Origin of the sequence: Pseudomonas sp. P1.31 (genome assembly GCF_001269815.1) — a bacterium.
GTDB lineage: Bacteria > Pseudomonadota > Gammaproteobacteria > Pseudomonadales > Pseudomonadaceae > Aquipseudomonas > Aquipseudomonas rustica.
This window is the reverse complement of the sequence record NZ_LHVN01000017.1, coordinates 62,808-87,879: the sequence shown is the minus strand read 5'-3', so window position 1 is coordinate 87,879 and position 25,072 is coordinate 62,808. Positions and strand designations below refer to the sequence as shown.

At 60.6% G+C, this 25,072-nt stretch carries 27 protein-coding genes; 12 read left to right on the top strand and 15 right to left on the bottom strand.

All coding sequences use genetic code 11. The features are described 5' to 3' along the window. Positions 1-27 precede the first annotated feature (27 nt). From AD669_RS10715 to AD669_RS10700, 4 genes are all read right to left on the bottom strand, one after another. On the bottom strand, positions 28-1,101 hold the full coding sequence (locus AD669_RS10715; protein ID WP_053119491.1) for a YCF48-related protein: 1,074 nt from the start codon (positions 1,099-1,101) through the stop codon (positions 28-30). Between the two features lie 10 nt (positions 1,102-1,111). After that, entirely contained in the window at positions 1,112-2,470 is a 1,359-nt protein-coding gene (locus AD669_RS10710; protein ID WP_053119489.1) for a DUF1329 domain-containing protein, read from the bottom strand. 41 nt (positions 2,471-2,511) lie between these two features. After that, entirely contained in the window at positions 2,512-4,524 is a 2,013-nt protein-coding gene (locus AD669_RS10705; RefSeq protein ID WP_053119487.1) for a DUF1302 domain-containing protein, read from the bottom strand. Positions 4,525-4,651: 127 nt separating this feature from the next. Then, on the bottom strand, positions 4,652-5,218 hold the full coding sequence (locus tag AD669_RS10700) for an alpha/beta hydrolase (RefSeq protein ID WP_053119485.1): 567 nt from the start codon (positions 5,216-5,218) through the stop codon (positions 4,652-4,654). 369 nt (positions 5,219-5,587) lie between these two features. Between AD669_RS10700 and AD669_RS10695 the strand changes: the two genes are divergently transcribed. Continuing rightward, a complete protein-coding gene (locus AD669_RS10695) occupies positions 5,588-6,622 on the top strand; it encodes an AraC family transcriptional regulator (protein ID WP_053119483.1) in 1,035 nt (344 codons plus the stop codon). Between the two features lie 61 nt (positions 6,623-6,683). Here the strand turns inward: AD669_RS10695 and AD669_RS10690 are convergent, their stop codons facing one another. From AD669_RS10690 to AD669_RS10665, 6 genes are all read right to left on the bottom strand, one after another. Next, positions 6,684-7,694 carry a YeiH family protein gene (locus tag AD669_RS10690; RefSeq protein ID WP_053119481.1) on the bottom strand — a complete coding sequence of 337 codons (1,011 nt, stop codon included), beginning with the start codon at positions 7,692-7,694 and terminating at the stop codon, positions 6,684-6,686. Continuing rightward, on the bottom strand, positions 7,691-8,029 hold the full coding sequence (locus AD669_RS10685) for a Rieske 2Fe-2S domain-containing protein (RefSeq protein ID WP_053119479.1): 339 nt from the start codon (positions 8,027-8,029) through the stop codon (positions 7,691-7,693). Before AD669_RS10685 ends, AD669_RS10690 begins: the two co-directional genes overlap by 4 nt. Continuing rightward, positions 8,026-9,354, bottom strand: a complete 1,329-nt coding sequence (locus AD669_RS10680; protein WP_053119477.1) for an MFS transporter — start codon at positions 9,352-9,354, stop codon at positions 8,026-8,028. Before AD669_RS10680 ends, AD669_RS10685 begins: the two co-directional genes overlap by 4 nt. 92 nt (positions 9,355-9,446) lie before the next feature. Next, the gene (locus tag AD669_RS10675) at positions 9,447-10,499 is read right to left on the bottom strand and encodes a 3-keto-5-aminohexanoate cleavage protein (protein WP_053119475.1); all 1,053 of its coding nucleotides are present in this window, start codon (positions 10,497-10,499) and stop codon (positions 9,447-9,449) included. Positions 10,500-10,582: 83 nt separating this feature from the next. Next, a complete protein-coding gene (locus tag AD669_RS10670) occupies positions 10,583-11,431 on the bottom strand; it encodes a TauD/TfdA family dioxygenase (protein WP_053119473.1) in 849 nt (282 codons plus the stop codon). A 14-nt stretch (positions 11,432-11,445) separates the two neighbouring features. Then, complete coding sequence (locus AD669_RS10665) at positions 11,446-12,426, bottom strand: quinone oxidoreductase (protein ID WP_053119471.1); 981 nt, start codon at positions 12,424-12,426, stop codon at positions 11,446-11,448. Between the two features lie 327 nt (positions 12,427-12,753). Here AD669_RS10665 and AD669_RS10660 point away from each other — a divergent pair, with 327 nt between their 5' ends. The 4 genes from AD669_RS10660 to AD669_RS10645 all read left to right on the top strand — a co-directional run bounded on the left by AD669_RS10660 (position 12,754) and on the right by AD669_RS10645 (position 14,546). Further along, entirely contained in the window at positions 12,754-13,359 is a 606-nt protein-coding gene (locus AD669_RS10660) for an SCO family protein (RefSeq protein WP_053119469.1), read from the top strand. Beyond that, complete coding sequence (locus AD669_RS10655; RefSeq protein WP_053119467.1) at positions 13,359-13,838, top strand: copper chaperone PCu(A)C; 480 nt, start codon at positions 13,359-13,361, stop codon at positions 13,836-13,838. Before AD669_RS10660 ends, AD669_RS10655 begins: the two co-directional genes overlap by 1 nt. A 139-nt stretch (positions 13,839-13,977) precedes the next feature. Further along, positions 13,978-14,352 carry a hypothetical protein gene (locus tag AD669_RS10650; protein ID WP_053119465.1) on the top strand — a complete coding sequence of 125 codons (375 nt, stop codon included), beginning with the start codon at positions 13,978-13,980 and terminating at the stop codon, positions 14,350-14,352. After that, on the top strand, positions 14,349-14,546 hold the full coding sequence (locus tag AD669_RS10645; protein ID WP_053119463.1) for a helix-turn-helix transcriptional regulator: 198 nt from the start codon (positions 14,349-14,351) through the stop codon (positions 14,544-14,546). Before AD669_RS10650 ends, AD669_RS10645 begins: the two co-directional genes overlap by 4 nt. Before the next feature lie 107 nt (positions 14,547-14,653). On the opposite strand, the gene AD669_RS10640 is transcribed toward AD669_RS10645, so the two are convergent. Then, on the bottom strand, positions 14,654-16,144 hold the full coding sequence (locus AD669_RS10640; protein ID WP_053119461.1) for an aldehyde dehydrogenase family protein: 1,491 nt from the start codon (positions 16,142-16,144) through the stop codon (positions 14,654-14,656). Next, complete coding sequence (locus tag AD669_RS10635; RefSeq protein ID WP_053119459.1) at positions 16,141-16,533, bottom strand: cytochrome c family protein; 393 nt, start codon at positions 16,531-16,533, stop codon at positions 16,141-16,143. Before AD669_RS10635 ends, AD669_RS10640 begins: the two co-directional genes overlap by 4 nt. Before the next feature lie 345 nt (positions 16,534-16,878). Between AD669_RS10635 and AD669_RS10630 the strand changes: the two genes are divergently transcribed. The 5 genes from AD669_RS10630 (at position 16,879) to AD669_RS10610 (ending at position 20,394) form a co-directional block, all read left to right on the top strand. Then, a complete protein-coding gene (locus tag AD669_RS10630) occupies positions 16,879-18,027 on the top strand; it encodes an amine dehydrogenase large subunit (protein ID WP_053119457.1) in 1,149 nt (382 codons plus the stop codon). Between the two features lie 12 nt (positions 18,028-18,039). Further along, the gene (locus AD669_RS10625; RefSeq protein ID WP_053119455.1) at positions 18,040-18,579 is read left to right on the top strand and encodes a MauE/DoxX family redox-associated membrane protein; all 540 of its coding nucleotides are present in this window, start codon (positions 18,040-18,042) and stop codon (positions 18,577-18,579) included. Between the two features lie 3 nt (positions 18,580-18,582). Further along, entirely contained in the window at positions 18,583-19,209 is a 627-nt protein-coding gene (gene mauD / locus AD669_RS10620; RefSeq protein WP_053119452.1) for a methylamine dehydrogenase accessory protein MauD, read from the top strand. A 14-nt stretch (positions 19,210-19,223) separates the two neighbouring features. Beyond that, a complete protein-coding gene (locus AD669_RS10615; protein WP_053119450.1) occupies positions 19,224-19,745 on the top strand; it encodes a methylamine dehydrogenase light chain in 522 nt (173 codons plus the stop codon). Positions 19,746-19,872: 127 nt separating this feature from the next. Beyond that, positions 19,873-20,394, top strand: coding sequence for a hypothetical protein (locus tag AD669_RS10610; RefSeq protein ID WP_053119448.1), 522 nt, complete (start codon positions 19,873-19,875; stop codon positions 20,392-20,394). A gap of 3 nt (positions 20,395-20,397) precedes the next feature. Here AD669_RS10610 and feaR read toward each other — a convergent pair whose 3' ends face one another. The 3 genes from feaR to paaY form a co-directional block, all read right to left on the bottom strand. Further along, positions 20,398-21,312 carry a transcriptional regulator FeaR gene (gene feaR / locus AD669_RS10605; protein ID WP_053119446.1) on the bottom strand — a complete coding sequence of 305 codons (915 nt, stop codon included), beginning with the start codon at positions 21,310-21,312 and terminating at the stop codon, positions 20,398-20,400. Positions 21,313-21,396: 84 nt separating this feature from the next. Then, complete coding sequence (gene paaX / locus AD669_RS10600; RefSeq protein WP_053119444.1) at positions 21,397-22,320, bottom strand: phenylacetic acid degradation operon negative regulatory protein PaaX; 924 nt, start codon at positions 22,318-22,320, stop codon at positions 21,397-21,399. A gap of 184 nt (positions 22,321-22,504) precedes the next feature. Continuing rightward, positions 22,505-23,104 (bottom strand): phenylacetic acid degradation protein PaaY, encoded by a 600-nt coding sequence (gene paaY / locus AD669_RS10595; protein ID WP_053119442.1) that lies wholly within the window; start codon positions 23,102-23,104, stop codon positions 22,505-22,507. A gap of 370 nt (positions 23,105-23,474) precedes the next feature. On the opposite strand from paaY, the gene paaF reads away from it, so the two are divergent. Together paaF and paaG are read left to right on the top strand one after the other, a co-directional pair. Then, entirely contained in the window at positions 23,475-24,245 is a 771-nt protein-coding gene (gene paaF, locus AD669_RS10590) for a 2,3-dehydroadipyl-CoA hydratase PaaF (protein WP_053119440.1), read from the top strand. A gap of 33 nt (positions 24,246-24,278) precedes the next feature. Next, complete coding sequence (paaG, locus tag AD669_RS10585) at positions 24,279-25,070, top strand: 2-(1,2-epoxy-1,2-dihydrophenyl)acetyl-CoA isomerase PaaG (RefSeq protein ID WP_053119437.1); 792 nt, start codon at positions 24,279-24,281, stop codon at positions 25,068-25,070. The last annotated feature ends 2 nt before the right edge of the window (positions 25,071-25,072 follow it).

The window sequence follows — 25,072 nt, the reverse complement described above, 5'->3', positions numbered from 1 at the left end:
CGGGTTCTCGCTTTTAGGGTTGTTTTCTTATTCTTTGCGCAGTGTCGAAACACCACGGGTACCAACGACCAGCATCGCGCCATCGGCCGTCTGTGCTGCGCCGGTCACCGGTAACGGTTCGGGCTCATGCCGCCATTGCAACTGCGCACCATTGCCCTGGCTGACCAGCATCTGCCCGCCCTGCGTGAACAACCGGTAATGCCCGTCAGTGTCGACAAGCCCGGCGGTAATGCTCGTGTGCAAGCCACTGTCCTGCGCGATCCAGTTGCGCCCGCCATCGGTGCTGCGCAGAAGGTTGCCGCGCAGTCCGTAAGCAATCACTTCACCCGGTTTGCCAAGCACGCCGAAAAAACTGCCCTGATAAGGTGTGGGCACGGCGACGAAGCGCTGTTGCGCTGCGTCCCATTTACGCAACAGCCCCTGCTCGCCGGCGATGTACAAAGCATCACCCGTGGCGGCAATCGCATTGAGGTGAAAACCCTGCGGGTTGTCGGTGCGATCCTGAAACGGCATCCAGTGTTTGCCTCCGTCCGTGGTGCGCAGGATCAGGTTGAAGACACCGACCGCATAGCCGAGTTGATCATTGGCAAACCAGACGTCGAGCAACGGTTTATCCGCGCCCTGCTCCACCTGCCGCCGGCCTTCAGCAACCAGCAACGGCCATTGCTCGTTAGCCGGTTCAGCGCGGGCCAGTGCCTGATAATGCTCGATCAGCAACGGGCCGATCTGGCGCCCGTCGAGCTGCTTGCGCCACGTCACCCCGCCGTCGCTGCTGTGCAAAATCACCCCGTCGTTACCGACCGCCCAGCCTTGTGACGGCGAAGAAAAATTCACCGCCGTGAGGTCGCAGCTCACCGGCACGGCGGCCTGTTGCCAATGCTGGCCGCCGTCATCGGAGTAAACGATGTGCCCGCGCTGGCCGACAGCAACCAGTCGTGCCCCTGCCCGGGCCACGCCGGACAGCGCACTGTTGGCTGCCAGGGCACTGACCCTGGCAGGCTGATCCAGCACATCGAAATAGCCGTCCGCGCGGGCGACGCCCTGCAACAGCAGCAGGCACATGCCGAGCGTCACACCGCCGTATTTTTTCTGCCAATGCATACCGCGCCCTCTAGCGAATACCGCTGCCGGCCAACGACTCCGACGACCATTGCGCCTTCGAAAGCGGATCGATGTACTTGATGCCGCCGTAAGGCCCGACGACGCCGTTGATGTTGTAGGTGCCGCCGACCAGGTCGTAGATCATGAAAGGGGTCGAGTCCGGCACCTGTTTGTCGTAGCTCTGGCTGAGAAAGGCAAACGAGCCGCGATAAAGCTGTCCACGGGCGTCATATTGGTCGGAGGCCAGTGCGGTCCAGCTGTCCTCATCGAGATAGAAGCGGCGTTTCTGATAGATGTGCCGGGCGCCGGGTTTGAGATTGCCTTCCACCACCCAGACCCGGTGTTTCTCCCAACGCACGTAGTCAGGCGCTACATGATTGGCGGTGGTCAACGCCTTGGGATCCTGGGCATAGGTCAGTTTGTAGGTGTTGTACGGCACGATCATTTCCTGCTTGCCGACCAGCTTCCAGTCGTAGCGATCCAGTGCGCCGTTGAACACGAACACATCGTCATAAGTACCCGCACCGGCAGTGCCCGGGTTCGGCGTGTCGTACGCCAGGTTCGGCGCCAGTTTGACCCTGCGCTGCCCCGGCAGGTATTGCCAGGCGCGACGCGGTTGTTGCAACGGGTTGGCGGCGTCCTTGAGCATCATCGCTTCACCCGCACGGCGCGCCGGGCCGGTGTATGTCAGCTTCATCTGGTAATACACGTCAGCGCTGCTGATCGGTTGCGCGAGGTTTTCATAGATCGGGTAGGAGATGAACGCCTGCCCGGTGATAGCCAGACTGGCAACCCCGGCAGCGTCGACATTCCATGAGTCGTATTTTGAGCTGATGTTGACGCCCTGATAGCGCAGCAGGAAATTCCACATCGCTTCGTTGCCCGATTGCGGAATCGGAAACGGCACACCCGGCAGAACATTGTCGACGGCCAGACCACCTTCGAGCGACTTGGCGCCCGTGGCATTTTTCACACCGTTGTCCAGCACCGCTTTAGGCAGTGAGACGGTGCGGTGCGTCGGGTAGACATTGATGTGAAACGTGGCAAAACGCTTGGCCAGTTCGACCGCCGTCGCCGAGAGCTCACCCTTGTACTGATCCACGTTCTTGCCATCGATCACCAGCAACGGTTTCTCGTCAGCGAAAGGATCCGGGCGCATGCTGTCGCCGGTTTTGTAGGTGGCCGGCGGTGTGGTCAGCCCGCCCGTATAAGCGGGTATCGAACCGTCGGCATTGGCGGCTTTTTCCGCGCCGACCAGGGTGAGGTTATTGCCCAGTTTGGCCGCATCCTGCGCCGAAACGGCGGCCTGCGCTTGCGCGGCGATCGCCATGGTCAGTGAAACGGCGAGCATTGTATGGACGAATTTCATCGTGTGGTTCTCCTGTCTGTGAGACTTGAGCCAAGGTTGAATCAGAAGGTGGTTTTCATCGTCAGGTACACGGCGCCACGGTCAGCCGTGGTCGCGCCGCCACCGGAAAATGCCGAGTAGCCGCCGCCGTAACAGGCGTAGTTCTGGTTGCCACTGAACGCGTTGGGTGTCGAACCATCGCCCTTGCCGGCCTGGTCGGCGCCGGTGCTCAGGCCACTGTTGTCGCACTTGTCGGTTTTGCCGAAAGCGTCGACATATTTGAGGTCGATGAAGTATTTGTTGTACGCCACGGCACCGAGGCCGACCGCATAGTTACCGGTATTTTTCGCACCGCCACCGGACACCGGCGACACCCCGGCCAGACCGGCGTTGATCGACAGCGGCATATTCAAATCAACACCCGGCAGCACCTGGTACCAGGTCGGCGTAAAGTTGATCGCGATGCCCCAGTTATCCCGGGTGGGCGCGTCGATGCCGCGATAACTGTCCTCGCCTTTGTAGAGCGCTTTGTTCTTGTCATCGAGCTTGAGCAGATTGCTGTAGTACAGCTCGGAGAGCAGGGTTGCCGAATCGAACAGCGGCGTCTTCGGCAGTGACATCAAACCATTGAGCGTCCAGTGCAGCGTGTCACCCGTGGCGCTCATGCTGTCGCCACGGCTTGGCTTGTCGTAGATCACGCCCGTCTCGGCGGTGCGTGCCGGCAACAGCCCTAAACCTGCGCCCAACCCCGCAGGACTGGTCGAGCTGACAATCGCCGGAATGCTCGCCAGTGGCATGTTGTGCCGGATGTTGAGATCCGAGCCGACGCTCACTCCGCCCACGTCCTTGGACAAACTCAGGCCGAAAATCTGAATGTTGTCGGCGTACGCCAGTTGGTAACTGCTGGTGCTCAATGAGTTGAGGATGTTGACGACACCGGGCACTTGCCCCGCCGGGCGGCTGCCGTTGGCATTCAGCGATGTCAGGCCGGTGGCGTTCAACCAGGCTTGAGGGAGGATGTCGGAGGTCTTGCGGTAGTAAAAGCCGAGCGTGCCGTCGAGCCACGCAGGCGACCACTTGGCCATGACGCCCCAGTCTCCGCTGCTGCCCGGTGTCAGGTCATGCCCGCGACGCACATTGGTCAGGCCGTTGCACGGAGCGACGCCGCAGCCCAGCGGACTGCCGGGCACCACGCCATTGGTGTTGCCGAGCAGAAAAGACTGCGCACCGAAACCAACCAGATCGGAGCCGCCGTAGTAAGTGCCGGCCTCCGGCAAACGGGCAGCGTCCCAATCAAGAAAGTACTGAGCACCCAGCGTCAGTTCAGGGTTGACGGTGAACGACGTCGATAATTGCTTGCGCGGGACGAACAGCTCCTTGGCTTCAGTGCCGGGCGACGCCGACAGTTTCGCCAGATCCAGCCCGGACTGGCCGTAGCTGACCGAATGCACCGGGTTGAGCAGCGTTTCACCCCAGAACACGTTGTGTTGCCCGGCCTTGAGGCTCAGCAGCGATTGCTCCCCGATTTCCGTGTTGTAAAACACAAAAGCATCAAGAATTTCCCCGGAAGGCCCGGTGTAATAACGCTGGGCGTAGCGACTCAGGTGCGGGCTGCCGTTGCCGACGTTGTCTTGAGTCACACCGGCCAGGCGTGGGTCATTGGCGACCAGACCCGATCGTGCGTCGTTGCCATTGACGAAAGGATTGGAATTGGAGCCGGTATTTTCATAGGCCTGGTCGTACCAACTGGCCGCACTGACGCGAAAGCCCATCGAGTTTTTGTAGACCACGTCCATCTCGGTCAGCAGGTCGATACGGTTGCTGATGTTGGTGCCGGCCTTGCGGAAGTTGTAATCGCCGTCGTTGTTGTTCGGCGTGGCCAACATCCGTTTGTCGGCACTTTCGGTGCGTACGCCGTAGTTGTATTTGACGGTGTTATCCAGCCGCGCCGTCCAGTCCGGATTGCCCGTATCGATCTCGACCGCATGGGCGCTCGGTAGCGCTGCGGCCAGCATGGCCGAGGCCAGCAAGGTGTAACGCGAAGGCGCAAGCCCATGGCGCTTGGTGATGTGCATCGTGTCTTCTCCGCTTTTTTGTAGTTGTTTTTAAGCGCAGCCGCCCTCGCGCTTTCCCGGTGTGCGGGAAGACGTTTTCAGAAATGAGGGCAAGTGCCGGCAGGCGTTCAGCCAGCCGGCGTCTGAATCAACGATCCAGTTCCTGGATCAACAGTTCAGCGTCCGGCCACGCGCCAAAACCGGCGGCCGGGTTGAGATGACCCACAGCTCCCAACGAGCGCAGCTCAGCGCCCCAGCCTTCGGCGAGGTGGGTGACGGCTTCGAGGCTGGCGAGGTGATCGTTAGTGCTGGCGGCGACCACACTGCGAAACGGTAATGGGCCACGGGGTAGAGGGTTCCAGCCCTGCGCTTGCAGGGTCTGGGGCGACGGGTAGCCCGCCGGCCAGTGAGCATCGAGATCCGGTGGCGTCGCCAACAATGCACCTTTGATTGCACGCGAGTGCTGCGCCGCCCAGTGCGCCACCATCAACACGCCGGCGCTGTGGGCGACCAGAATCACCGGGCCGTCGATCTGCTCCAGTGTCTGTTGAATCGCTCGAATGCGCGCAGCGAGGTCGAGTTTGTCGGTGGTCAGCGGCGGCACACTGCGGACTTTTTCCAGGCGCGCCTCAAGCAGCGTCTGCCAATGTTCGGCCACATGCTCGCGCAGGCCGGGTACGATCAGAACGGTTGCGGCAGTCTGCAATTTGTCCACGTCAACACCTTCGCTGTCTCGATGACTCGACTGGCTGTATCGCCAGAATCTTTTTGTTGTGTCGACATTAAAGAGCGCTCGGCCGGGGTGCTTTTCATTGGACGTCAGGCACTTTTCTTTTGATGACAGAATTTCCTCCGCCGGACGGATGCCGCCCCCGTAGGAGCTGCCGCAGGCTGCGATCTTTTGATCTTGTTTTTGAAAGACAACATCAAAAGATCGCAGCCTTCGGCAACTCCTACACAGATCGCCGATCACGACTTTGCGACAGCGTTAACACAGCCGCTGTCGCAACTGTTCAATTGCAGATGCTCTGGATATAGTCACCCAGTACTTCCTTATCGTTATCGAACCAGGAAAGAACCCAGCATGCCCACGCTTGTTCGCGCCGCTGTCCTGACCAACTACCTGGAGGTCACGCAATACCTTGGCTTCAATCCGCGTGATGTACTGGCGGCGGTCGGCCTGAGCAAAGCACAGCTGCTGGCGCCCGAGCAGCGCATTCCGATTGATTCGGCGGTGCGGCTACTGGAAGACTCGGCGGCCGCCAGCGGCTGCCAGACGTTCGGCCTGAGCATGGCCGAATCCCGTCAGCTTTCAGATTTTGGCGTGGTCAGTTTGCTGCTCAGCCATCAGCGCACGCTGCGTGACGCCCTGCAGGTGGTTGTGCAATACCGGCACTTGATGAATGACTCACTGGCGATCTTTGTTGAAGAGGCCGGCAAGATGGTGATCATTCGCGAAGAAGTGGTCACGCAAACGCCGATGCCCAGCCGACAGGCCACCGAGTTGGCCATCGGCGTGATGTTCCGTCTGTGCTCGGCGTTGCTCGGTACGCACTGGCATCCCTACAGCGTCAACTTCACGCATCAGGCGCCCGACAATCTGCAACTGCATCGACGCCTGTTCGGCTGCACGCTGGAGTTCGGCAGCGAGTTCAACGGCATCGTCTGTTCCGATGCCAGCCTCGACGTCACCAACCCTAACGCCGACCCGGCCATGGCGCGCTATGCGCAGAGTTACCTGGACTCCCTGCAAGGTCATGAAAGCCATTCGCTGCTGCTTGAAGTGCGCAAGGCTATCTATCTGCTGTTGCCGATGGGCCGCGCCACCATCGAGCAAATTGCTCAGACCCAAGGCATGAACGTGCGCACGCTGCAACGTCGCCTCAAGGACGACGGCTGTGCTTTCAACGATGTGATCAATGAAGTGCGACGCGATCTGGTGTTGCGCTACCTGGAAAATCCCAACTATTCGCTGAGCCGCATCGCCGACTTGCTCGGCTACTCGATGGCCAGCTCCTTCACCCGCTGGTTCATTACCCAGTTCGACATGCCGCCCGCCACCTGGCGGGCAAAAAAAACGGCGACTGCTGGTACAGTCGCCGCGAAAAAACCGGTGTGAATGGCACCGGTTTAACTACCGCACCGGGCCGACGAGTCAGCACGGTGCGGCCTGCCTTACCTTAGAAACCCCAGTGCAACACCAGAAGCACCAGCACCGCGAGAAACACGGTCTCGCCGACCATCAGCAAAATCGGTTTTATGCCAACGGCGGCCAGCTCCTTGAGCTGCGTCTTCATGCCCAGTGCGCTGATGGAAATCACCAGGCTCCAGCGCGACAGCTCATTGACCGCGCCTTGCACTGCCGGCGCTACCCAACCGGTGCTGTTGATACAGGCCAGCAGCAGAAAACCGACGGCAAACCAAGGCAGCAATGGCGGACGTTTCCCTGACGTATCAGCCCCCTGCAAACGCGTGACCATCGCCGCGCAGACGATCACCGGCAACAGCATGGCCACGCGCATCAATTTCACCACCGTGGCGGTGTCCCCGGTTTCCGTCGACAAGCTGTAACCGGCGCCCACCACCTGGGCGACGTCATGAATGGTCGCGCCCAAAAACACGCCTGCCACTTGCGGCGAGAGTTCCAGCCACTTGGCAATCATCGGGTAGACAATCATCGCCGTGGTCGACAACGCCGAAACGCCGATGACCGTGAACAGCGTGGCCCGCTCTTTCTGCGGGTGATGGGGCAGCGCCGCCGCCAGCGCCAACGCCGCCGAGGCGCCACAAATTGCCGTGGCGCCGCCGGTGAGCATGCCGAACAAGCGCTGAAAGCCCAAAGCCTTCGCGGCCACCACTGACACGCCAATGGTCACCACCACCAAAAACACCACCAGTGCCACAGGCTTCCAGCCCAGCGCGGCAATTTGCTCAAGGGTGATGCGCATACCCAGCAGAGCTACACCAATGCGCAACACCGTGCTCGCAGTGAATTCGATGCCGGCCTTGCACACGCCATCACCGGCCAGAAAATTCAGCGCCATGCCCAGCAGCAACGCGAACAGCATCACCGGCGCACCGTAATGCTCGGACAAAAACGAAGCGGCCGCGGCGACGATCAGGCTGACGATAAACCCCGGGGCCAACTCGCGTGTCTGGCTATGAATACGGGTAAGCGCAACGGTGCTCATGCCACAGACTCCTCGCAAGCGAGGACGATAAACGCTTGACCATCAATGACTTCAACCGGGTAGCGTGTGACTTTGACCTGCTTCGAATTGAGCAAATAGCCGCTGCGCAGATCGAAGCGCAAACCATGCGCGCAACACTGAATGACCTGGCCCTCCAGCCGACCGCCACACAGCGATGCACCCTGATGGGGACAGCTGTCGTCGATGGCCAGCAACTCACCGTCAACGTTGAACAGCGCCAGGCTTTTATCGGCGAACTCAAACAGTGACCGCCCTCCTCTCGGCGGGCATTTGTTGTCTGGTACAGCAACGCGCAACGCAGGAAGACGACTCATACTTTCACCTCGCAGGCGATTTCATTGACCGGGTCGCTGACGCGTTCGCCCGCCAGCCGGGCAATGTCTTTGAGGTAATGACTGCGCGCGTAGAAGAACACTGCGGCGGCCGCGATACTCACCAGCGGCACGAATTGGAAGGCCGCGTGCAGGCCGATCAGATCGGACAATTTGCCGGTGATGAAGGGCCCGGGCGCCAGCCCCAGCAGGTTATTGGCCAGGGTCAGTGTGGCGAAAGCTGTGCCGTGCACCGAGTAATGCGTCAGGTTGGCAACCATCGCCCCGGCAGGTCCGGTGGTGCCCGTGGCGATCAACATGCCCAGGCCGATCAGCAGCAATTGCGCGGGCCCAGCCGGCAAGGCGAAGGCCGCCGAAAGCAGCAAGCAACTGCCCAGGCAATAAGCGATGGCCAATGCGACTTTGCGCTCAGGCGCATGACGGCACAGCCGATCACTGATCATCCCGCAGACAATCATTCCCGCGCCGCTGCACAACACAATGACCGCCGCCACAGCACCGGCCTTGTCGGTGCCCATGGCGTAATAACGGTTGAGGTAACTGGGCATCCAGACGATCACCGTGCCGCAGACGAACAACTGCAAACCGCTGCCGATGTACGTCGCCACCACCGAGCGACTGGAATACAAGGTGCGCAGCGGACGCTTGATCGCCGCCGCGGCTTTACTCGCCGCACGGGTTGCGCACTGCGGCGCAATCCGCGCTTGCTTGACGATCAGCGGGTACAGCAGCGCCAGCACCAGACCGAACAGCGCCATGCCAGCGAACGACCAGCGCCAACCCATCTTCGCAGCGATCACCCCACCCAACGCCATGCCCAGCACCGAGCCGAACATACCACCGGCCATAAACGCGCTGGCGAGGGTGGCGCGCATGTGTTTGGGAAACACCGAAATCACCACCGCGATGCCGACGCTGCCGTAAGCCGCCTCGCCGACACCGACCATAAACCGCGCAATGAACATCTGCGGATAGTCCTGCGCCACCGCGCAACCCAATGTGGCCACGCTCCACAGAAAAGCCATAAAGGCCAGACTTCTCACCCGACCAAAACGGTCGGCCAGCAGCGACAGCGGAAAGGTCAGCAACCCGACCATCAACGCGACGATGCCACTGAGCAAGCCCAGTTGACTGTCGCTCAAGGCCCACTCGACCTTGAGCATCGGAAACACCGCGTTGAGTACCTGACGCGACATGTAATCGGAAATCAACAAGCCGAACGTCAGGGCAAAAACGATCCAGGCATATGTGCGCGCAACACCGACGTCGTTATCGTCGTCATCGCTGGCGCTGGGGTGATAGGCCATGCAGCCTCCTCGAAACTTTGTTGTATTTGTTGTTATCGAGCTGTTGGGGTAACGCAACGGACGAGAGGCCAGCGGCCCCTCGCCCGGTTCACTCAGCCGCGTTGCGGCAGACCTTTTTGCCCGGCCTTGCGGTTGGGCGCCATGCCGTTGGCCAACAAGGTTTCTTCGATGCTCTGATACGCCACGCCAATGCGATAAATCTCGCGGGCCTCCTTGCCGGTAGCAATCTCGCGCCCCAGTTCATGGGCAATGCGCACGGTCTGCTGAATCTGTTGCACCGACCCGAAGCGATCGCCCTTGTGATCAATGATCGTGTCTTCATTGCCGACTCGCGGATGCAAGCCCATCGCCAACGCCATGGTGTTGAACGGCAGCACGTTCTTGAGCAACGACTCGGACGTCAGGGTGCACGCGTCCGGTACGCGATGGATAAAGTTGAAGAAGTTGAACGGGTTCGGCCCGTCGAAACCACCGCCGATGCCGATCCAGGTGAGGTTCAGCGGGCCCATGTACACACCGCTGCGCACCAGACGCATCAGGGTTTCCAGGGCATGCATGCCGGTCAGTTGAAAGTGTGGCTGGACGCCTGCGGCCATCAGCCGGCGCAAATGTTCGGCGACCCAGGCCGGGCCGGCCGGCACGGTCATTTCGCTGTATGCGGCATGAATGGCCGGGTTGTCCAGCGAGGTGCCTGCAAGGTATTCCGGGTACAGCAACTCCATGATGTTCATCTGGGTGGTGTTGATCGCCACCGTGACCTGATCCGGTTTCGGTGTCAGCTCCGCGAGCATGTGCCGGGTGTCATCGGACAGCCACTTGGCGGCTTCACCATCGCTTTCCGGGGCGAAGGAAATCGAACCGCCGACCTGGATAATCATGTCCGGCACCGCTTCGCGCACACCGGCAATCAGCTCATTGAATTTCGACAGACGCTTGGAACCTTTGCCGTCGAGTTCACGCACATGCAGGTGCAAGACAGTGGCGCCCGCCTCGTAGCAATCGACCGCTTTCTGCACCTGTTCATCCATGGTCAGCGGGATGTCTTCGGGGAAATCTTCCGGCATCCACTCGGGGCCATACGGGGCCACGGTGATCACCACTTTTTCCATGTTTTCCGGGTGCAGGGAATCGTCGAGAAATTGCATGGGGTACTCCTTTTTTATGATTGTCCGCGCAGCCGGGTTCGCACCGGGCTGGCGTTTTCGAGTGCGAATGCAGTAAGGGTCGATCAGTAAGTCTTGTCGCCGACGATCCCGGCACGCTCCATCTTGCGATGGCACAACGGATAATCCATCACGGCGTAATGCTGGGTGCTGCGGTTGTCCCAGATCGCAATGCTGTTGGGTTTCCAGCGCCAGCGCACCTGGTATTCCGGGATGTACGCCTGGCTGATCAGGTAGCGCAGCAACTCACTTGCGCCGGGGTTGGCGTCCTGGCCGAAGCGCACCCGAGCGGGGGTGTGGTAATTGCTGAAGTGTGTGGTGAAGGCGTTGACGAACAGCACTTTTTCCAGCGTGTCCGGATGCGTGCGCACCACCGGATGCTCGGCATCGGGGTACGTCGCCCTAAGCGCCAGGCGTCTTTCGATCGGCAGCGCGGCACCGAAGCTGGCTTCGATGCTGTGCCGGGCACGCAGATCGGCAATCTTGATCTTCACGTCTTCCGGCAAGCGCGCATACGCCTCGACCATATTGGCCCACATGGTGTCGCCGCCCACCGGCGGACATTCGACACAGCGCAAGACACAACCCATCGGCGGCGCCTCACGCCAGGTGGCGTCGGTGTGCCACGAGTTTTCGTAGCGTTCCGGCGGATGCTCCGGGCTCTTGTAGATCCGCACCAGCCCGGGATGATCCGGATCACTGCCAACCATCGGGTGATCTTCAAGCTCACCGAAGCGCCGGGCAAAGGCCACGTGATCGGCACGGCTGATGTCCTGATTACGCAGGAACAACACGCGGTGCTTGAGCAATTGCGCGCGAATTTCGGCAAAAAGACCGTCGTCATGTACCGCGTCGGCAAGGCTGACGCCCTCAAGCTCGGCGCCAATGCTGCACGTCAGTTGTTCGACTCTCATGGCTGACGACTCCTTCAGATGACGAAAATCGATGAGCCGGTGGTCTTGCGCGATTCCAGGTCACGGTGGGCCTGAACGGCGTCCTGCAACGCGTAGTGCTGATTGATTTCGATCTTGATCCGGCCACTGCCGACCAGGTCGAATAACTCGCCGGCCAACGCGGCTTTTTCCTCGGGGTCGGCGATGTAGTCAGCCAATGCCGGGCGGGTCATGAACAGCGAGCCCTTCATTGCCAGCAACATCGGATCGACCGGCGGAATCGGCCCGGAAGCCGTACCGACGCAGACCATCAGACCGCGACGTTTGAGCGAGTCCAGCGAGCCCATGAAGGTGTTCTTGCCAACACTGTCGAACACCACGTTGACGCCAACGCCGTCGGTCAATTCACGAACCTGTTGCGCGACGTCCTGATGGCTGTAATTGATCACATGGTCGCAGCCATGGGCACGGGCGATTTCGCCTTTGGCCTCGGTGGAGACGGTGCCGATGACCGTCAGCCCGAGCAACTTGGCCCACTGCGAAACGATCAGACCGACGCCACCGGCAGCAGCGTGCAGCAAGATACTGTCGCCCGCTTTGAAGTCATGGATGCGCCGCATCAGATAAGCCGAGGTCAGCCCGCGCATGGTCATCGCGGCGGCGGTCTCGAAACTGATGGTTTCCGGCAGTTTGATCAGCGGAGCGGCGGATATCAGACGCTCAGTGCTGTAGGCGCCCAAGGTGTTGAGAAACCCGGTGTAGGTGACACGATCGCCCACCCGCACATTGCTCACGCCCTCGCCGATGGCCTGCACCACGCCGGAGGCTTCAACGCCCATGCCGTTAGGCAGCGGGATCGGGTAAGTGCCGTTGCGAAAGTAGGTGTCGGCGTAGTTGAGGCCCACCGCCACATGACGAAGACGCACCTGGCCTGGGCCGGGATCGCCAACGTCGACATCTTCATAGCGAAGCACGTCGGGATCACCGGATTCGTAGAAGCGCACTGCTTTGGCCATTTTTCTTATTCTCCCTGCAAGGTTGGGCGTATCGCTCGATTGGCGTTGACCTGACTCTAGGTCGCGCGCCAGGCAATCGCTTCGCATCAGGCGACAATGGCTTTTCATTTGATGACAACGGGTGGCAAGACAAACAGGCGTCCGACGGACCGCCCTCTCTGACGCTCACGCGCTACCGGTCACTTTTTCTTACACCTTTTGTCGCCAGATCCTACGCCGTACGGCGATCCGGAGCCGGTCGTTGCCGTCAGTTTGGTATCATGCGCCGCTTTTACGGTTAACCACCGCCCGTCCTGTCGACGGGCTGGCTGCAAAAGGCGGTATTAGATGACGGCTTTGTTGACTCGCCGCAAGGTGCTTGCGGGAATGGGCGTACTCGGGCTCGGCCTGCTCGCCGGCTGCGACACCCGCGGCGAACTGTCGTACAAGTACGGCAAAGATCTGAGCGACAAGATCCTGGGACGCACTTTCAAGCTGAAGAACACCGACGGCGAAACCATGTCGCTGTCGAGCTTTCGCGGCATGATGCCGATGATCTTCTTCGGCTTCACTCAATGCCCGGCGGTCTGCCCCACCACCCTCGCCCGCGCGGCGAAAATCAAGAAACTGATGGGCAAGGACGGCGATCGTTTGCAGGTGATCTTCATCACCCTCGACCCCGAACGTGACACGCCAGAAATCCTCGACGCCTACATGAAAGCCTTCGACCCGAGCTTCGTCGCGCTGTACGGCACCGTTGAAGAAACCAAGGCCACCGCCAAGGAATTCGACGTGTTCTACGAGAAAGTCCCGGCCGGCGACACCTACACCATCTCGCACACGTCGACCAGTTACGTCTACGACTCCCGTGGCGGCCTGCGCCTGGGCCTGTCCACCTCGCTTTCGGCAGAAGAATGCACGGAAGACTTGCTTACCGTTATGGAGGTTTGCTGATGCACCCTGTTCTGAACAACATCAAACGTGCTGCGATTGCCCTGTCGCTGATGGGCCTGGCGTTTCAGGCCTCCGCGCAGACCAAAGTCGACGACGCCTGGGTTCGCGCCACCGTGCCGACCCAGACCGCCAGCGGCGCGTTCATGACCGTTACCGCCGGCAGCGACAGCAAACTGCTGAGCGTCGCCACACCGATCGCCAAAGACGTGCAGATCCACGAAATGACCATGAAGAATGACGTCATGAGCATGGGCCCGGTGAAGTTCGTCGAACTGCCGGCTGGCAAAGCCGTAAAGCTTGATCCGAACGGCTACCACGTGATGCTGATGGGCCTGAGCGCGCAGTTGAAAGAAGGCGAAACCGTGCCGCTGACCCTGACCGTCGAGAACGCCAAGGGCGAGAAAGAAACCCTCGAGGTCAAAGCGCCGGTTCGCTCGCTGACCAACATGGAAGGTCACGATCACAGCAAAATGCACTGATCTGACTGACTGAAACACCTGCGGGGCGGCCTGATCAACGATCATGCCGCCCCGTTTTTTTGAGCTAATGGAAAGCGTGCTTTACATCGGCAAATTCTTCGGCGAGGATGTAAAGGGACTTTTACACAGGAAGTGAAGAATGAACCGCTACTACCTCGAAATGGGCGCCGCATCGGTTCTCTACGTGCTGGTGTTGAGCCTTTCCCTGATCGCCAGCCAATCCCTGCTGGACGCCAACATTTTTCTGCGATCCGTGGTGGCCCTGACCCCGGTCATTCCGGCAGGCCTGATGTGCTGGGCCATCGTGCGCAACATGCGGCGCATGGATGAAATGCATCTGCGTATCCAGTTCGAAGCCCTCGGTTTTGCCTTCGCCGCCTCGGCACTGCTGACCTTCAGTTACGGGTTTCTGGAAAACGTCGGCGCGCCGCACATTCCGTGGACATGCGTGTGGCCGGTGATGGGTCTGATGTGGATTGTTGGGCTGCAGATTGCGCGACGCCGCTACCAATGAAAAACCGTCTGAAGGCACTGCGCGCCGAGCGTAAGTGGTCGCAGGTTGATCTGGCAGAACGCTTGAACGTGTCGCGGCAGACCATCAATGCGATCGAAAACGAACGCTACGATCCGAGTTTGCCGCTGGCATTCCAGATTGCCCGCGCGTTCGAAATGCCTATAGAAAGCATCTTCAACGACGGTGAAGCCTGACCCGATCCCCCTGTAGGAGCTGCGGCACGCTGCGATCTCTTGATTTTGATTTTCAAGAAGCAGGATCAAAAGATCGCAGCGTGCCGCAGCTCCTACAGGGTTTGATGTCAGTGGGCGATGCACACGGATTTTAGTTCGGTGTAAGCCTCGATCACGGTTCGACCAAACTCCCGCCCCATCCCCGATTGCTTGACCCCGCCAAACGGCATCGCCGGATCCAGCAGCACATGCGCATTCACCCACACTGTGCCCGCTTCAATACGCGGCACCAGGTTCATCGCCTTGCTCAAATCGTTCGTCCACAAACTCGCGGCCAAACCATACGGATTGTCATTGGCCAACTCGATCATCGCGTCTTCATCATCAAACGCAATCACCGCCAACACCGGGCCGAACACTTCTTCACGGGCCACGGCCATGCTGTGATCAACGTCCGCCAGCACCGTCGGCTGCACGTAGAAACCCTCGCCTTCCAGCAGCTCACCGCCACAGACCACCCGCGCGCCTTCACGCTTGGCCAGTTCGATGTGCTTGAGCACGCTTTGTTGCTGCTTGCGTGACACCAGCGGATTGATGGCCGCCTCGCAGTTCATCCCCGCGCCAATCGGCATGGCCGAAACCACTGCCGCGAGACCTTCGACAAACTGGTCGTGAATCGAACGATGCACATAGAAGCGCGACGCCGCCGCGCACACCTGACCGTTGTTCAGCAAGCCACCGAGAATCGCGCCTTGAATGGCTTTTTCAACATCGGCATCCGCCAGCAGAATCATCGGGTTCTTGCCGCCCAGTTCCAGCGCAAAACGGGTCATGTTGGCCATGCACGCGACACCAACGGTTTTGCCCACCGCCGTCGAACCGGTGAACGACACCTTGCTCACCAGTGGATGCGCCGTCAGCGCGCCGCCGACCGAAGCCCCGCCGCCCGTGACCACGTTGAACACGCCTGCCGGAATGCCCGCCTCTAACGCCAGTTCAGCCAGACGCATGGCCGTCAGCGGAGTTTCCATCGCCGGTTTGATCACCACCGTGCAACCGGTGGCCAGCGCCGGCATCAACTTCCACGCGGCGATCATCAATGGAAAATTCCACGGCACGATGCCGACCACCACACCCACCGGTTCGCGTTTGGTGAACGTGGTGAATTTTGTTCCCGGCGGCAGCGGAATCGACACGTCGTAGGTCTGTCCTTCGATCTTGGTCGCCCAGCCCGACATGTAGCGCATGAATTCCACCGTGGCGTTGACGTCCAGCGCGCGGGCCATGTTGATCGACTTGCCCTGGCTGAGGGTTTCCAGTTGCGCCAGCTCTTCGCCGTGTTCCTCGACCAGGCGGGTGAAATTCAGCAGGATGCGCTCGCGATCGGCCGGGCGCAGGCCCGACCACACGCCAGACTTGAACGCGGCATGCGAAGACTGCACCGCGCGCTCGACCAATTCGGCCGGCGCATCGAGGGTTTCGCACAAGGTCTGGCCGGTGGCCGGATCGACCACGGCAATCGTCGGCCCTTCAGCGAATTGCCACTGGCCATCGATAAAGCAGCCATGTCGACGATCAATGAACGCCGCGACTTGCGGCAGCATTGCAACGTTGCTCATAAAGCCTCCTTGGATTTGAGGAAACACACCACGGCCTCACGATCATCTTTCGAGGCCAGGCCCATGTAGGGCATGTAGGTGCCGGGCACGTAGGCCTGGGGTTGGGTGATCAGTTCGGCGATGGTCTCGGCCTGCCAGGTGACGTCTTTGCTGCGCATCGCCTGGGAATAGCTGAAGCCTGCCAGTGAGCCGGATTTGCGCCCGATCACGCCGTTAAGGTTGGGGCCCATCATGCCGGTGACGTCTTTTTTAACCGCGTGGCAGACGCCGCATTCGGTGTTGAAAATTTGTGCGCCGTGGGATGAATCCGCCGCGCAATCGGCGGCGACAGCGGCTTGGGCGAGTGTCAGAGAAAACAACGAAGCACAGGCGAATTTGAGCAGGGACATAGAAGACACATCCAAAAAAACAGTGAATACACACCAATTCCTGTAGGAGCCGAGCTTGCTCGCGCAGACGTCAGCACATTCAGAACAGGGGTTGCCTGACACACCGCTTTCGCGAGCAAGCTCAGCTCCTACAGGGATTGGTGGCGACGGGAGCTGATGGGGATTGTCTGGCCTGCCGCCAAAGCAGGTTTTGCCCTGCCTGCCAGTCGTGTTGGCAAGGCTGCCAATTGCGACTGGCACAGACACACAAGCACTTGGCAGACACAGCAATTCCCCGGATTTGCCGCAGAGGCAGAATCCACTGGCACCCACTTTTCAGGGCACCAGTCAGGGAGTCCCCCTTCAATGCGAACCAACCGGATCACCGTACCGTCAGCGCTGGGCTTGAGCCTGCTGATGCTCGGCTTGAACAGCGCCCATGCCGATCTGCCGCCCGACACCATCGGCCAGACCACGCTGGCGTTCCCGCCCGAAGCGCATCGCGCTTATGTGGTCGACGTCGAATTCGAAAGTTTCGTGATGGGCCGCGTCACCGTGGTCGATCCCGACAAGAAGAAAATCCTCGGCATGGTGCCGACCGGTTTTGCCGCACCCTCGGCCCTGAGCCATGACCGCAAAACCCTGTACAGCGCCGACCTGTTCTACTCGCGCGGCACTCGCGGCACCCGCACCGACGTGCTCACCGCGTGGGACACCTCGACGCTGTCGCCCTCGTGGGAAGTGGTGATTCCAAGCAAACGCGCCGAATCCCTGACCCAGCGCTACGGCCTGAAACCGAGCGGCGATGACCGCTTCGTGTACGTCTACAACTTCACCCCATCGACCTCGGTGACCGTGGTCGACACCCAGTCCCATGCGGTCAGCAGCGAAATCGCCATCCCCGGTTGCGTGCTCAATTACCCGGTGGGCAACCGCCGCTTCGCCTCGCTGTGCGGCGACGGCAGCCTGCAAGTGGTCACCCTCAATGATCAGGGCCAGGAAACCGCGCGCAGCCGCACGCCGTTCTTCGACCCGAATGCCGAGAAGCTCAACGAGCGCGCGGTCAACGTCGGCGACACCTACTACTTCGTCACCACCACCGGCACTGTGCGCCCGGTCGACTTTGCCGGCGACGCGCCGAAGATTCTGCCGGCGTGGTCGCTGGTCAACGACGCCGAAAAGAAAACCGGTTGGGCCCCCGGCGGCTGGCAGTTGATGGCGGTCGCACCGAAGCTCGATCGTTTGTACGTGTTGATGCACGACGCCCACGAAGCGATGAAGTGGGAAGACCCGAGCACGCTGATCTGGGCCTTCGATATCAAAACCGGCAAGAAGGTCGCGACCCTCGAAGCACCGACACCGGTCTGGAGCCTGCAAGCCACCGGAGACGACAAACCGTTGCTGCTCGGCGCTGACGTCGAGGGCGGTTTGCAGGTCTTCGATCTGAGCACCAACAAGCTTCAATCGAGCATGCCGAAAGTCGCGAAAACCGCGACGCAAGTCATGAGCTACTGAGGAGGTTCAGTCATGACCCTTGACCCGATTTTCATCATCGCCAGTGCGCTGGCCGTCGCCGTGCTGCTGGCCAGCGCGGCGACGCACAAGTTGCGCGCACCGGGCCGGTTTGCCCGGCAACTGGCGGACTATCAACTGCTGCCCGAAACGCTGGTACGGCCCGTGGGCCGAGTGATTCCGCTGCTGGAATTGCTTATCGCGTTTGCGTTGCTGGTGCCATTCAGCCGCGCGTTCGCAGCAGTCAGCGCAGCCGTGTTGATCGCGCTGTACGCCGCCGCCATCGGCATCAACCTGTGGCGCGGTCGGCGTGACATCGACTGCGGCTGTGCCGGGCCGGATCAAGCGCAACCGTTGCGCCCGATTCTGCTGGCGCGCAACGCGGTGTTGGTGGCTCTGGCGTTACTGGCGAGCAGCACGCCGATCGTTCGCGACCTGGGTTTCTTCGACGGTTTCGTCACCGTCGCCGCCAGTGCTGTCGCGCTGTTGATCTACGCCGCCGCCGACGGCTTGCTGGCCAACTCCCCTCTTCTGCTCAAATTGATTGGTAGGTGATTTATGCAAGGTCTGATGATTTCCAACGTGCTGTTGTGGGTGCTGCTGATTGCGCTGGCGTTCGCGGTGATGGGCCTGGTGCGGCAGATCGGCGTGCTGCACGGGCGCATTGCTCCGGCCGGTGCGCTGATGGTCGATAAGGGTGTGGCGGTCAACGAAGCGGCGCCGCAAGTGACCGCTGCTGATCGTCATGGTCGTCCGGTCAATTTTGGTTATGCCGGGGAAAAGAACCAGTTGCTGTTCTTCCTCTCGCCGACCTGCCCGATCTGCAAATCGCTGCTGCCGGCGATCAAATCCATCGCCAAACAACAAGCCGATCGCCTCGACGTGGTGTTTATCAGCGACGGCGACATGGATGCCCAACAAGCGCTGATCCGCGAACACAAACTCGATGACATGACCTACGTGGTCGGCCCGGAAGTCGGCATGACCTACCAGATCGGCAAGCTGCCGTACGCGGCGCTGATCGACAAATCCGGCACCTTGCGTGCCAAAGGTCTGGTCAATTCCCGTGAGCATCTCGACAGCCTGTTCGAGGTCGAACACCTGCACAGCGCCACGCTGCAGGAATACCTCAACAGCCAGCCGCAGCCGCATGACCACGGTCACGGCCATAGCCACAGCCACTGAGCAGGGAGACATTTATGAAACTGCTGGATCTGTTCTTTGAGCGCTCGACCCGCCGCGTGGCCGACACCACATCGCGACGCAAACTGCTGGCGCGCATGGGCTCGCTGATGGTCGCCGGCGCCGCACTGCCGCTGCTGTTGCCACTGGATCGCACCAGCAAGGCGCTGGCGGCGGACAATCCCAAGGCCGGCGATCCCGGTGATCCGAACAGCTGCGACTACTGGCGCTACTGCTCGATCGACGGCTTTCTGTGCAGTTGCTGCGGCGGTTCGGTGACCTCGTGCCCACCCGGCACCGAAGCCTCGCAAGTGACCTGGATCGGCACCTGCCGCAACCCGGCGGACGGCAAGGATTACATCATTTCGTACAACGATTGCTGCGGTAAGCAGAGCTGCGCGCAGTGCGCCTGTACGCGCAACGACAGCGAAGAGCCGGCGTATCGACCGTTCAACAACAACGACGTGAACTGGTGCCTGGCGGCGAAATCGCACATCTACCACTGCACGGTTTCGATTATTCGCGGCGTCGCCGTCTGACTTGATCACCAAAAACCCCTGTAGGAGCTGCCGCAAGCTGCGATCTTTTGACTTTTCTTTTCAAGATCAAAAGATCGCAGCCTTCGGCAGCTCCTACAGGGTTTGTGTGAATTTTGAGGATGTTGTTATGCGTCATTTGTTCGTGATGGGGCTGGCTTTGGTGTTGGCCGCGCCAGCGGTTTACGCCCGGGCCATTCCCAACCCCAATCAGCGGCATGCGCCGGGCAACGAATCGCCGCAAACGCCCATCGCCCAGGCGGGTTACAGCGTCGGCGTGAATTACCAATTGCAATGCGCAGGTTGCCATTTGCCCGACGGCACAGGCTCAGCCGCCAACGACACGCCGCGCCTGACCGGTTTCGTCGGTAACTTCCTGAAGGTGCCCGGTGGCCGGGAGTTTCTGGTGCGCGTGCCGGGCATGTCGCAATCAGCGCTGAACAACGCGCAACTGGCCGACCTGCTCAACTGGCTGATTCGCGAAGACGGCATGGCTGGCAGAAGCACGCCTGCGCACTATCAGCCGTACAGCGCTGACGAGATTGCGCAGTTGCGCCACGAAACCATGCTCAACCTGCCCGGCACCCGCGCGGAGCTGATCAAAGCCATGCGCGCGCAAGGCATCGCCATCGACGACGGCATGCACTACTGAGCCTCAGGCGTGCTGCCTGCGGTACTCCCCCGGCGCAATGCCGAAACGTGATTTGAATGCCGTGGAAAAATGGCTCGAATCGGAAAAGCCCCAGGAATAACCGAACACCGAGAGCTTCTGCTCAGCCCCGGCTTGGCGCAGCGATTCGGCACACAAATCCAGCCGCCGATTCTTGATGTAGCGCGCCACCACCAAACCCTTTTTCGCAAAGATCCGGTACAGCCCGCGCACCGACATGCCGACTTCCCGCGCCAGCCACTCCGGACAGAGTTCTTCGCAGCGAATGTGCTCGTCAATGCACGCCAGGGTCTTCTGAAAGATCCGTTCATGCAGATCGCTGCAATCTTCGCTGTGGCTGATCGCCGGGCGCAGCAGGCTGACAATCGCCTCCAGCGTCGCTTCGCTTTCGCTCAGGCTGAGGTTCTTCTGCCGCGTCGCGTCGAGAATCAAATGGTGCGAGAGCATGGCCATCGGCGAACTCGCCGGGATGCGGTGGCCGCACTTGACCTGATTGAAGCGCAGGGTCTTCTCGACCAGGTGCGTCGGCAGGATCAGCGACAGTTGCCGCGAGTTTTCGTGGTAAGTGAAATCGCTCGGGCGCGAGGCGTCGATCAGGGTGATGTCGCCCGCCGAGAGCAAGGCTTTGTTGTCGCCCTGGGCCATGCCCGCCGAGCCTTCGAGCTGGAACACGGCAAAATATTTACCGCCCTCGCCGGCAGCGATTTCTGTTGGCGTGCGATACAGCCGCGCCTGGCAGGCGTCGACAAAACTCAGTTTGAGCGCACCGCTCTGGTACTCGCGAATGCGCCCGGAGAAATCGGCGCCGAGGGTTTGCGCGTTGAAGGCGCCACAGATCTGGTTGATCTGGTGGATCCATTGATCGAAGCCGTCACGGCGTTGTGCAGTTGAAGAAATCATGTCTGGCCTCACGCAGGCTTGTTTTTATTATCTACGTCAATCCAAGCGTTCTTCCTGAACAGTGCGGCTCCCTCGTTGTGGCGCTTATTTCAAGCCGCCAAAACGTCGATAGAAACTCTCGCCGACATCCGGCAACGGCCCGTCAGCGGTTTCCAGCGCAGTATTGAGCCACTCTTCGGCCTTGGCGTAGATCAATCGGTAAATGTTGCGGCACAGCTGGCGGGCGGCGCGGCCTTCCCAATCGCCGGGGAGCAATTCGTCGGGCAGTTGCGGGTCGCGCAGCAGCAATTTGCGGTATTCATGAATAAGCAGAAGACGTGCCATGAAGCAGTCGGCCGGCAGCAGGTTTTCCTGCTCGCGCAGTGCTTGCCAGAGCGGGCGGAACAATTGGATGAACTCGCTGTAATGCGCCGCCAGTTCCACGATGTTCCAGCTCTCGCGCACCTGTGCACGCAGGGCTTTGGAGGCCAATACGTCTTGCGCGGTGGTTTCGAAAACGATGGTGTCTTCGAGCGCTCCGAGGTCTTGCAACGTCGCGTTGACGTCGGCGCGATCACTGCGCGGGCACGCCAGTACGGCCGGCGAAATCGCACCAAAACCTTGCCACTCGAGTTCTTCGCGCACTTGCTTGCGCTTGTCCTGGCTCAATTGCGTGAGCATCGCCAGGCACCACGAACCATCCCACGCCGGCACGGTTGAGCTGTACACGCGCTTGAAGGCCTTATCGAAGCGCCGGCGCCCGGTGCCGGTGAGGCTGTAGTAGCTGCGGCGGCCGACTTTTTCGGCGGTCAGCCAGCCTTCTTTGGTCAGGCGAAAAATCGAAGTACGGATCAGCCGTTCGTTGATGCCGATCGGTTCGAGCAACTGGATCAGACTGCCCAGCCACACCGTGCCGCCGTGGGGTTCGATGGCATCCCCGTACAGCGTAATGATCAAGGAACTGGCGCGGATCGGCGTCTGCTCCTGGAAACGGGTGATGAGGTGGTTCAAAGGTGTCAGCGATGACATGGGCGTACCGGGTTGAAAAAAAGAATGGAATATACCGAATCAAAACCTTTATGAGTGAACCCTGTGGCGAGGGGATTTATCCCCGATGGACTGCGCAGCAGTCCCGGCTTTTGGGGCCGCTTCGCAGCCCGTCGGGGATAAATCCCCTCACCACAAAGTCCTGCAACCACAGAAAGACCTGATCTCACTGGGATTGAGATGCTTTTGGGCGCAAGCCGCTGTCGCTTATCCGCGGGCGATTCGCTTCAGGTTCGCTCAGCGGTTCGCACACCTGCATCTGCGTCAGGCAACGCTGGGCCAGCGCCTGGTACTCGCGAGTACCGGCCTGTTTCCACGCCACTTCCTGATCACTCAATACGCGCTTGATACTCGCCGGCGCGCCCATCACCAATGACTGCTCCGGGCATTCAAATCCTGCTTTGACGAACGCCGCCGCCGAGACAAACGAGCGTGCGCCAATTCGTGCGTTGTCCATCACTACCGCATTCATCCCGACCAGCGCGTCAGCGCCGATCCGGCAACCGTGCAACACCGCGCCGTGGCCGATATGGCCATTGCGCTCGACCACCGTGTCGCTGTCGGGAAAGCCGTGCATCACGCAGGTGTCCTGCAAGTTAGCGCCCTCTTCCAGCACGATGCGGCCGAAGTCGCCGCGCAAACTGGCCAGCGGCCCGACATAACAATGCGGGCCAATGATCACGTCGCCGATCAACACCGCTGACGGATGCACATAGGCCGAAGGGTCAACCACCGGGGTCAGTCCATCAAGGCTGTAACAGGTCATCGCAGGCTCCTTTGGTGGACGTTGTGCGGTGAGATACGCAAAGCGATGCGTAAACAGGCTTGATTTGTATCACATCATTTCGATGCAGTGAAGAGAGAAAAGCGTATCGCTTTTGTCGAACACCGTTCATCGGCAATCTCGATCCCACAAAACCTACCAATATTCGCGTTATTTCAATCAGTTACTCAACGCCAACCAAGAACCAACGAGCTGTAGCAAATTCCACAACCTCCCATTTGAGACACGTTAATCACATTTCAATCTTGCATTTACGTATCACGTTAAGCCTATACTCCGGCAAAACCGACGCCTGACGTCGAACCAACAACAAGCCGGCATTAGCCGAGCGTGCTCCGTAAGGGCCTTTGCCATGCCTCAAACCCTGGCCGTTGAACAGCTGCAAGCTGTGCGCCTGATCACCCTGCAACGTCCGCAGGCCTTAAATGCCCTCAACACCGAACTGCTCGGCGAACTCGCCGCTGCACTGAGCGCCGCCGAAACCGACCCCGACACCCGCGCCGTGGTGCTGACCGGCAGCCGCAAAGCCTTCGCTGCCGGCGCCGACATCAAGGAAATGGCCGAGCGCGATCTGGTCGGCATCCTTAACGATCCGCGCCAAGCCTCGTGGCAATCCATCACCCGCTTCAGCAAGCCGCTGATCGCCGCCGTCAACGGCTTCGCCCTCGGTGGCGGCTGCGAACTGGCGATGCATGCCGACATCCTGATTGCCGGCGAAGACGCGCGCTTCGGTCAGCCGGAAATCAACCTCGGGATCATGCCCGGCGCCGGTGGCACCCAACGATTGCTGCGTGCCGTGGGTAAATCCCTGGCGATGCAAATGGTGCTCACCGGCGAAGCCATCGACGCCCGCCACGCCCTGCGCGCCGGTCTGGTCAGCGAAATCACCCAGCCGGAATTCACCGTCGAACGCGCCCTGCAGATCGCCCACGCCATCGCCGCGAAAGCGCCACTGGCCGTGCGTCTGGCTAAGGAAGCGCTGCTCAAGGCGATGGACACCGATCTGGCCAGCGGCCTGCGTTTCGAGCGCCACGCCTTTACGTTGCTGGCCGGCACCGCCGACCGCGATGAAGGCATCCGCGCCTTTCAAGACAAGCGTGCGCCGCAGTTTCGCGGCCAGTAATCGAATCGAACGATCTCCCGGAGAGCCTTGCCCATGAACTTCGAACACATCCTGTTTTCCATCGAGGCCGGCGTCGCCCTGCTCAGCCTCAACCGGCCCGAGCAACTGAACAGCTTCAACACCGCCATGCACCTGGAGGTCAAGGAAGCGCTGAAGCAGGTGCGGCAGAGCCCGGAAGTGCGCGTGCTGCTGCTGACAGGTGAAGGTCGCGGTTTCTGCGCCGGGCAAGACCTCAGCGACCGCAATGTCGCGCCAGGCACTGAAGCGCCGGATCTCGGCGTGTCGATCGAAACCTTCTACAACCCGCTGATCCGCCAGTTGCGCGATCTGCCGATGCCGGTGATTTGCGCGGTCAACGGCGTCGCGGCCGGGGCCGGCGCGAACATTCCGCTGGCCTGCGACCTGGTGCTGGCGGCGCGTTCGGCGAGCTTCATTCAAGCGTTCTGCAAAATCGGCCTGATCCCGGATTCCGGCGGCACCTGGACGTTGCCGCGACTGGTCGGCATGGCCCGCGCCAAAGCCCTGGCCTTGCTCGGCAACCGTTTGAGCGCCGAACAGGCCGAGCAATGGGGGCTGATCTATCGCTGCGTCGATGACGCGCAATTGCGCGACGAAGCGCTGACCCTCGCCCGCCACTTGGCCACGCAACCGACTTACGGTCTGGCGCTGATCAAACGCAGCCTCAACGCCAGCCTCAGCAACACTTTCGATGAACAGCTTGAGCTGGAGCGCGACCTGCAACGGCTGGCCGGGCGCAGCGAGGATTACCGCGAAGGCGTCAGCGCCTTCATGGACAAACGCACCCCAGCGTTCAAGGGTCGCTGAAC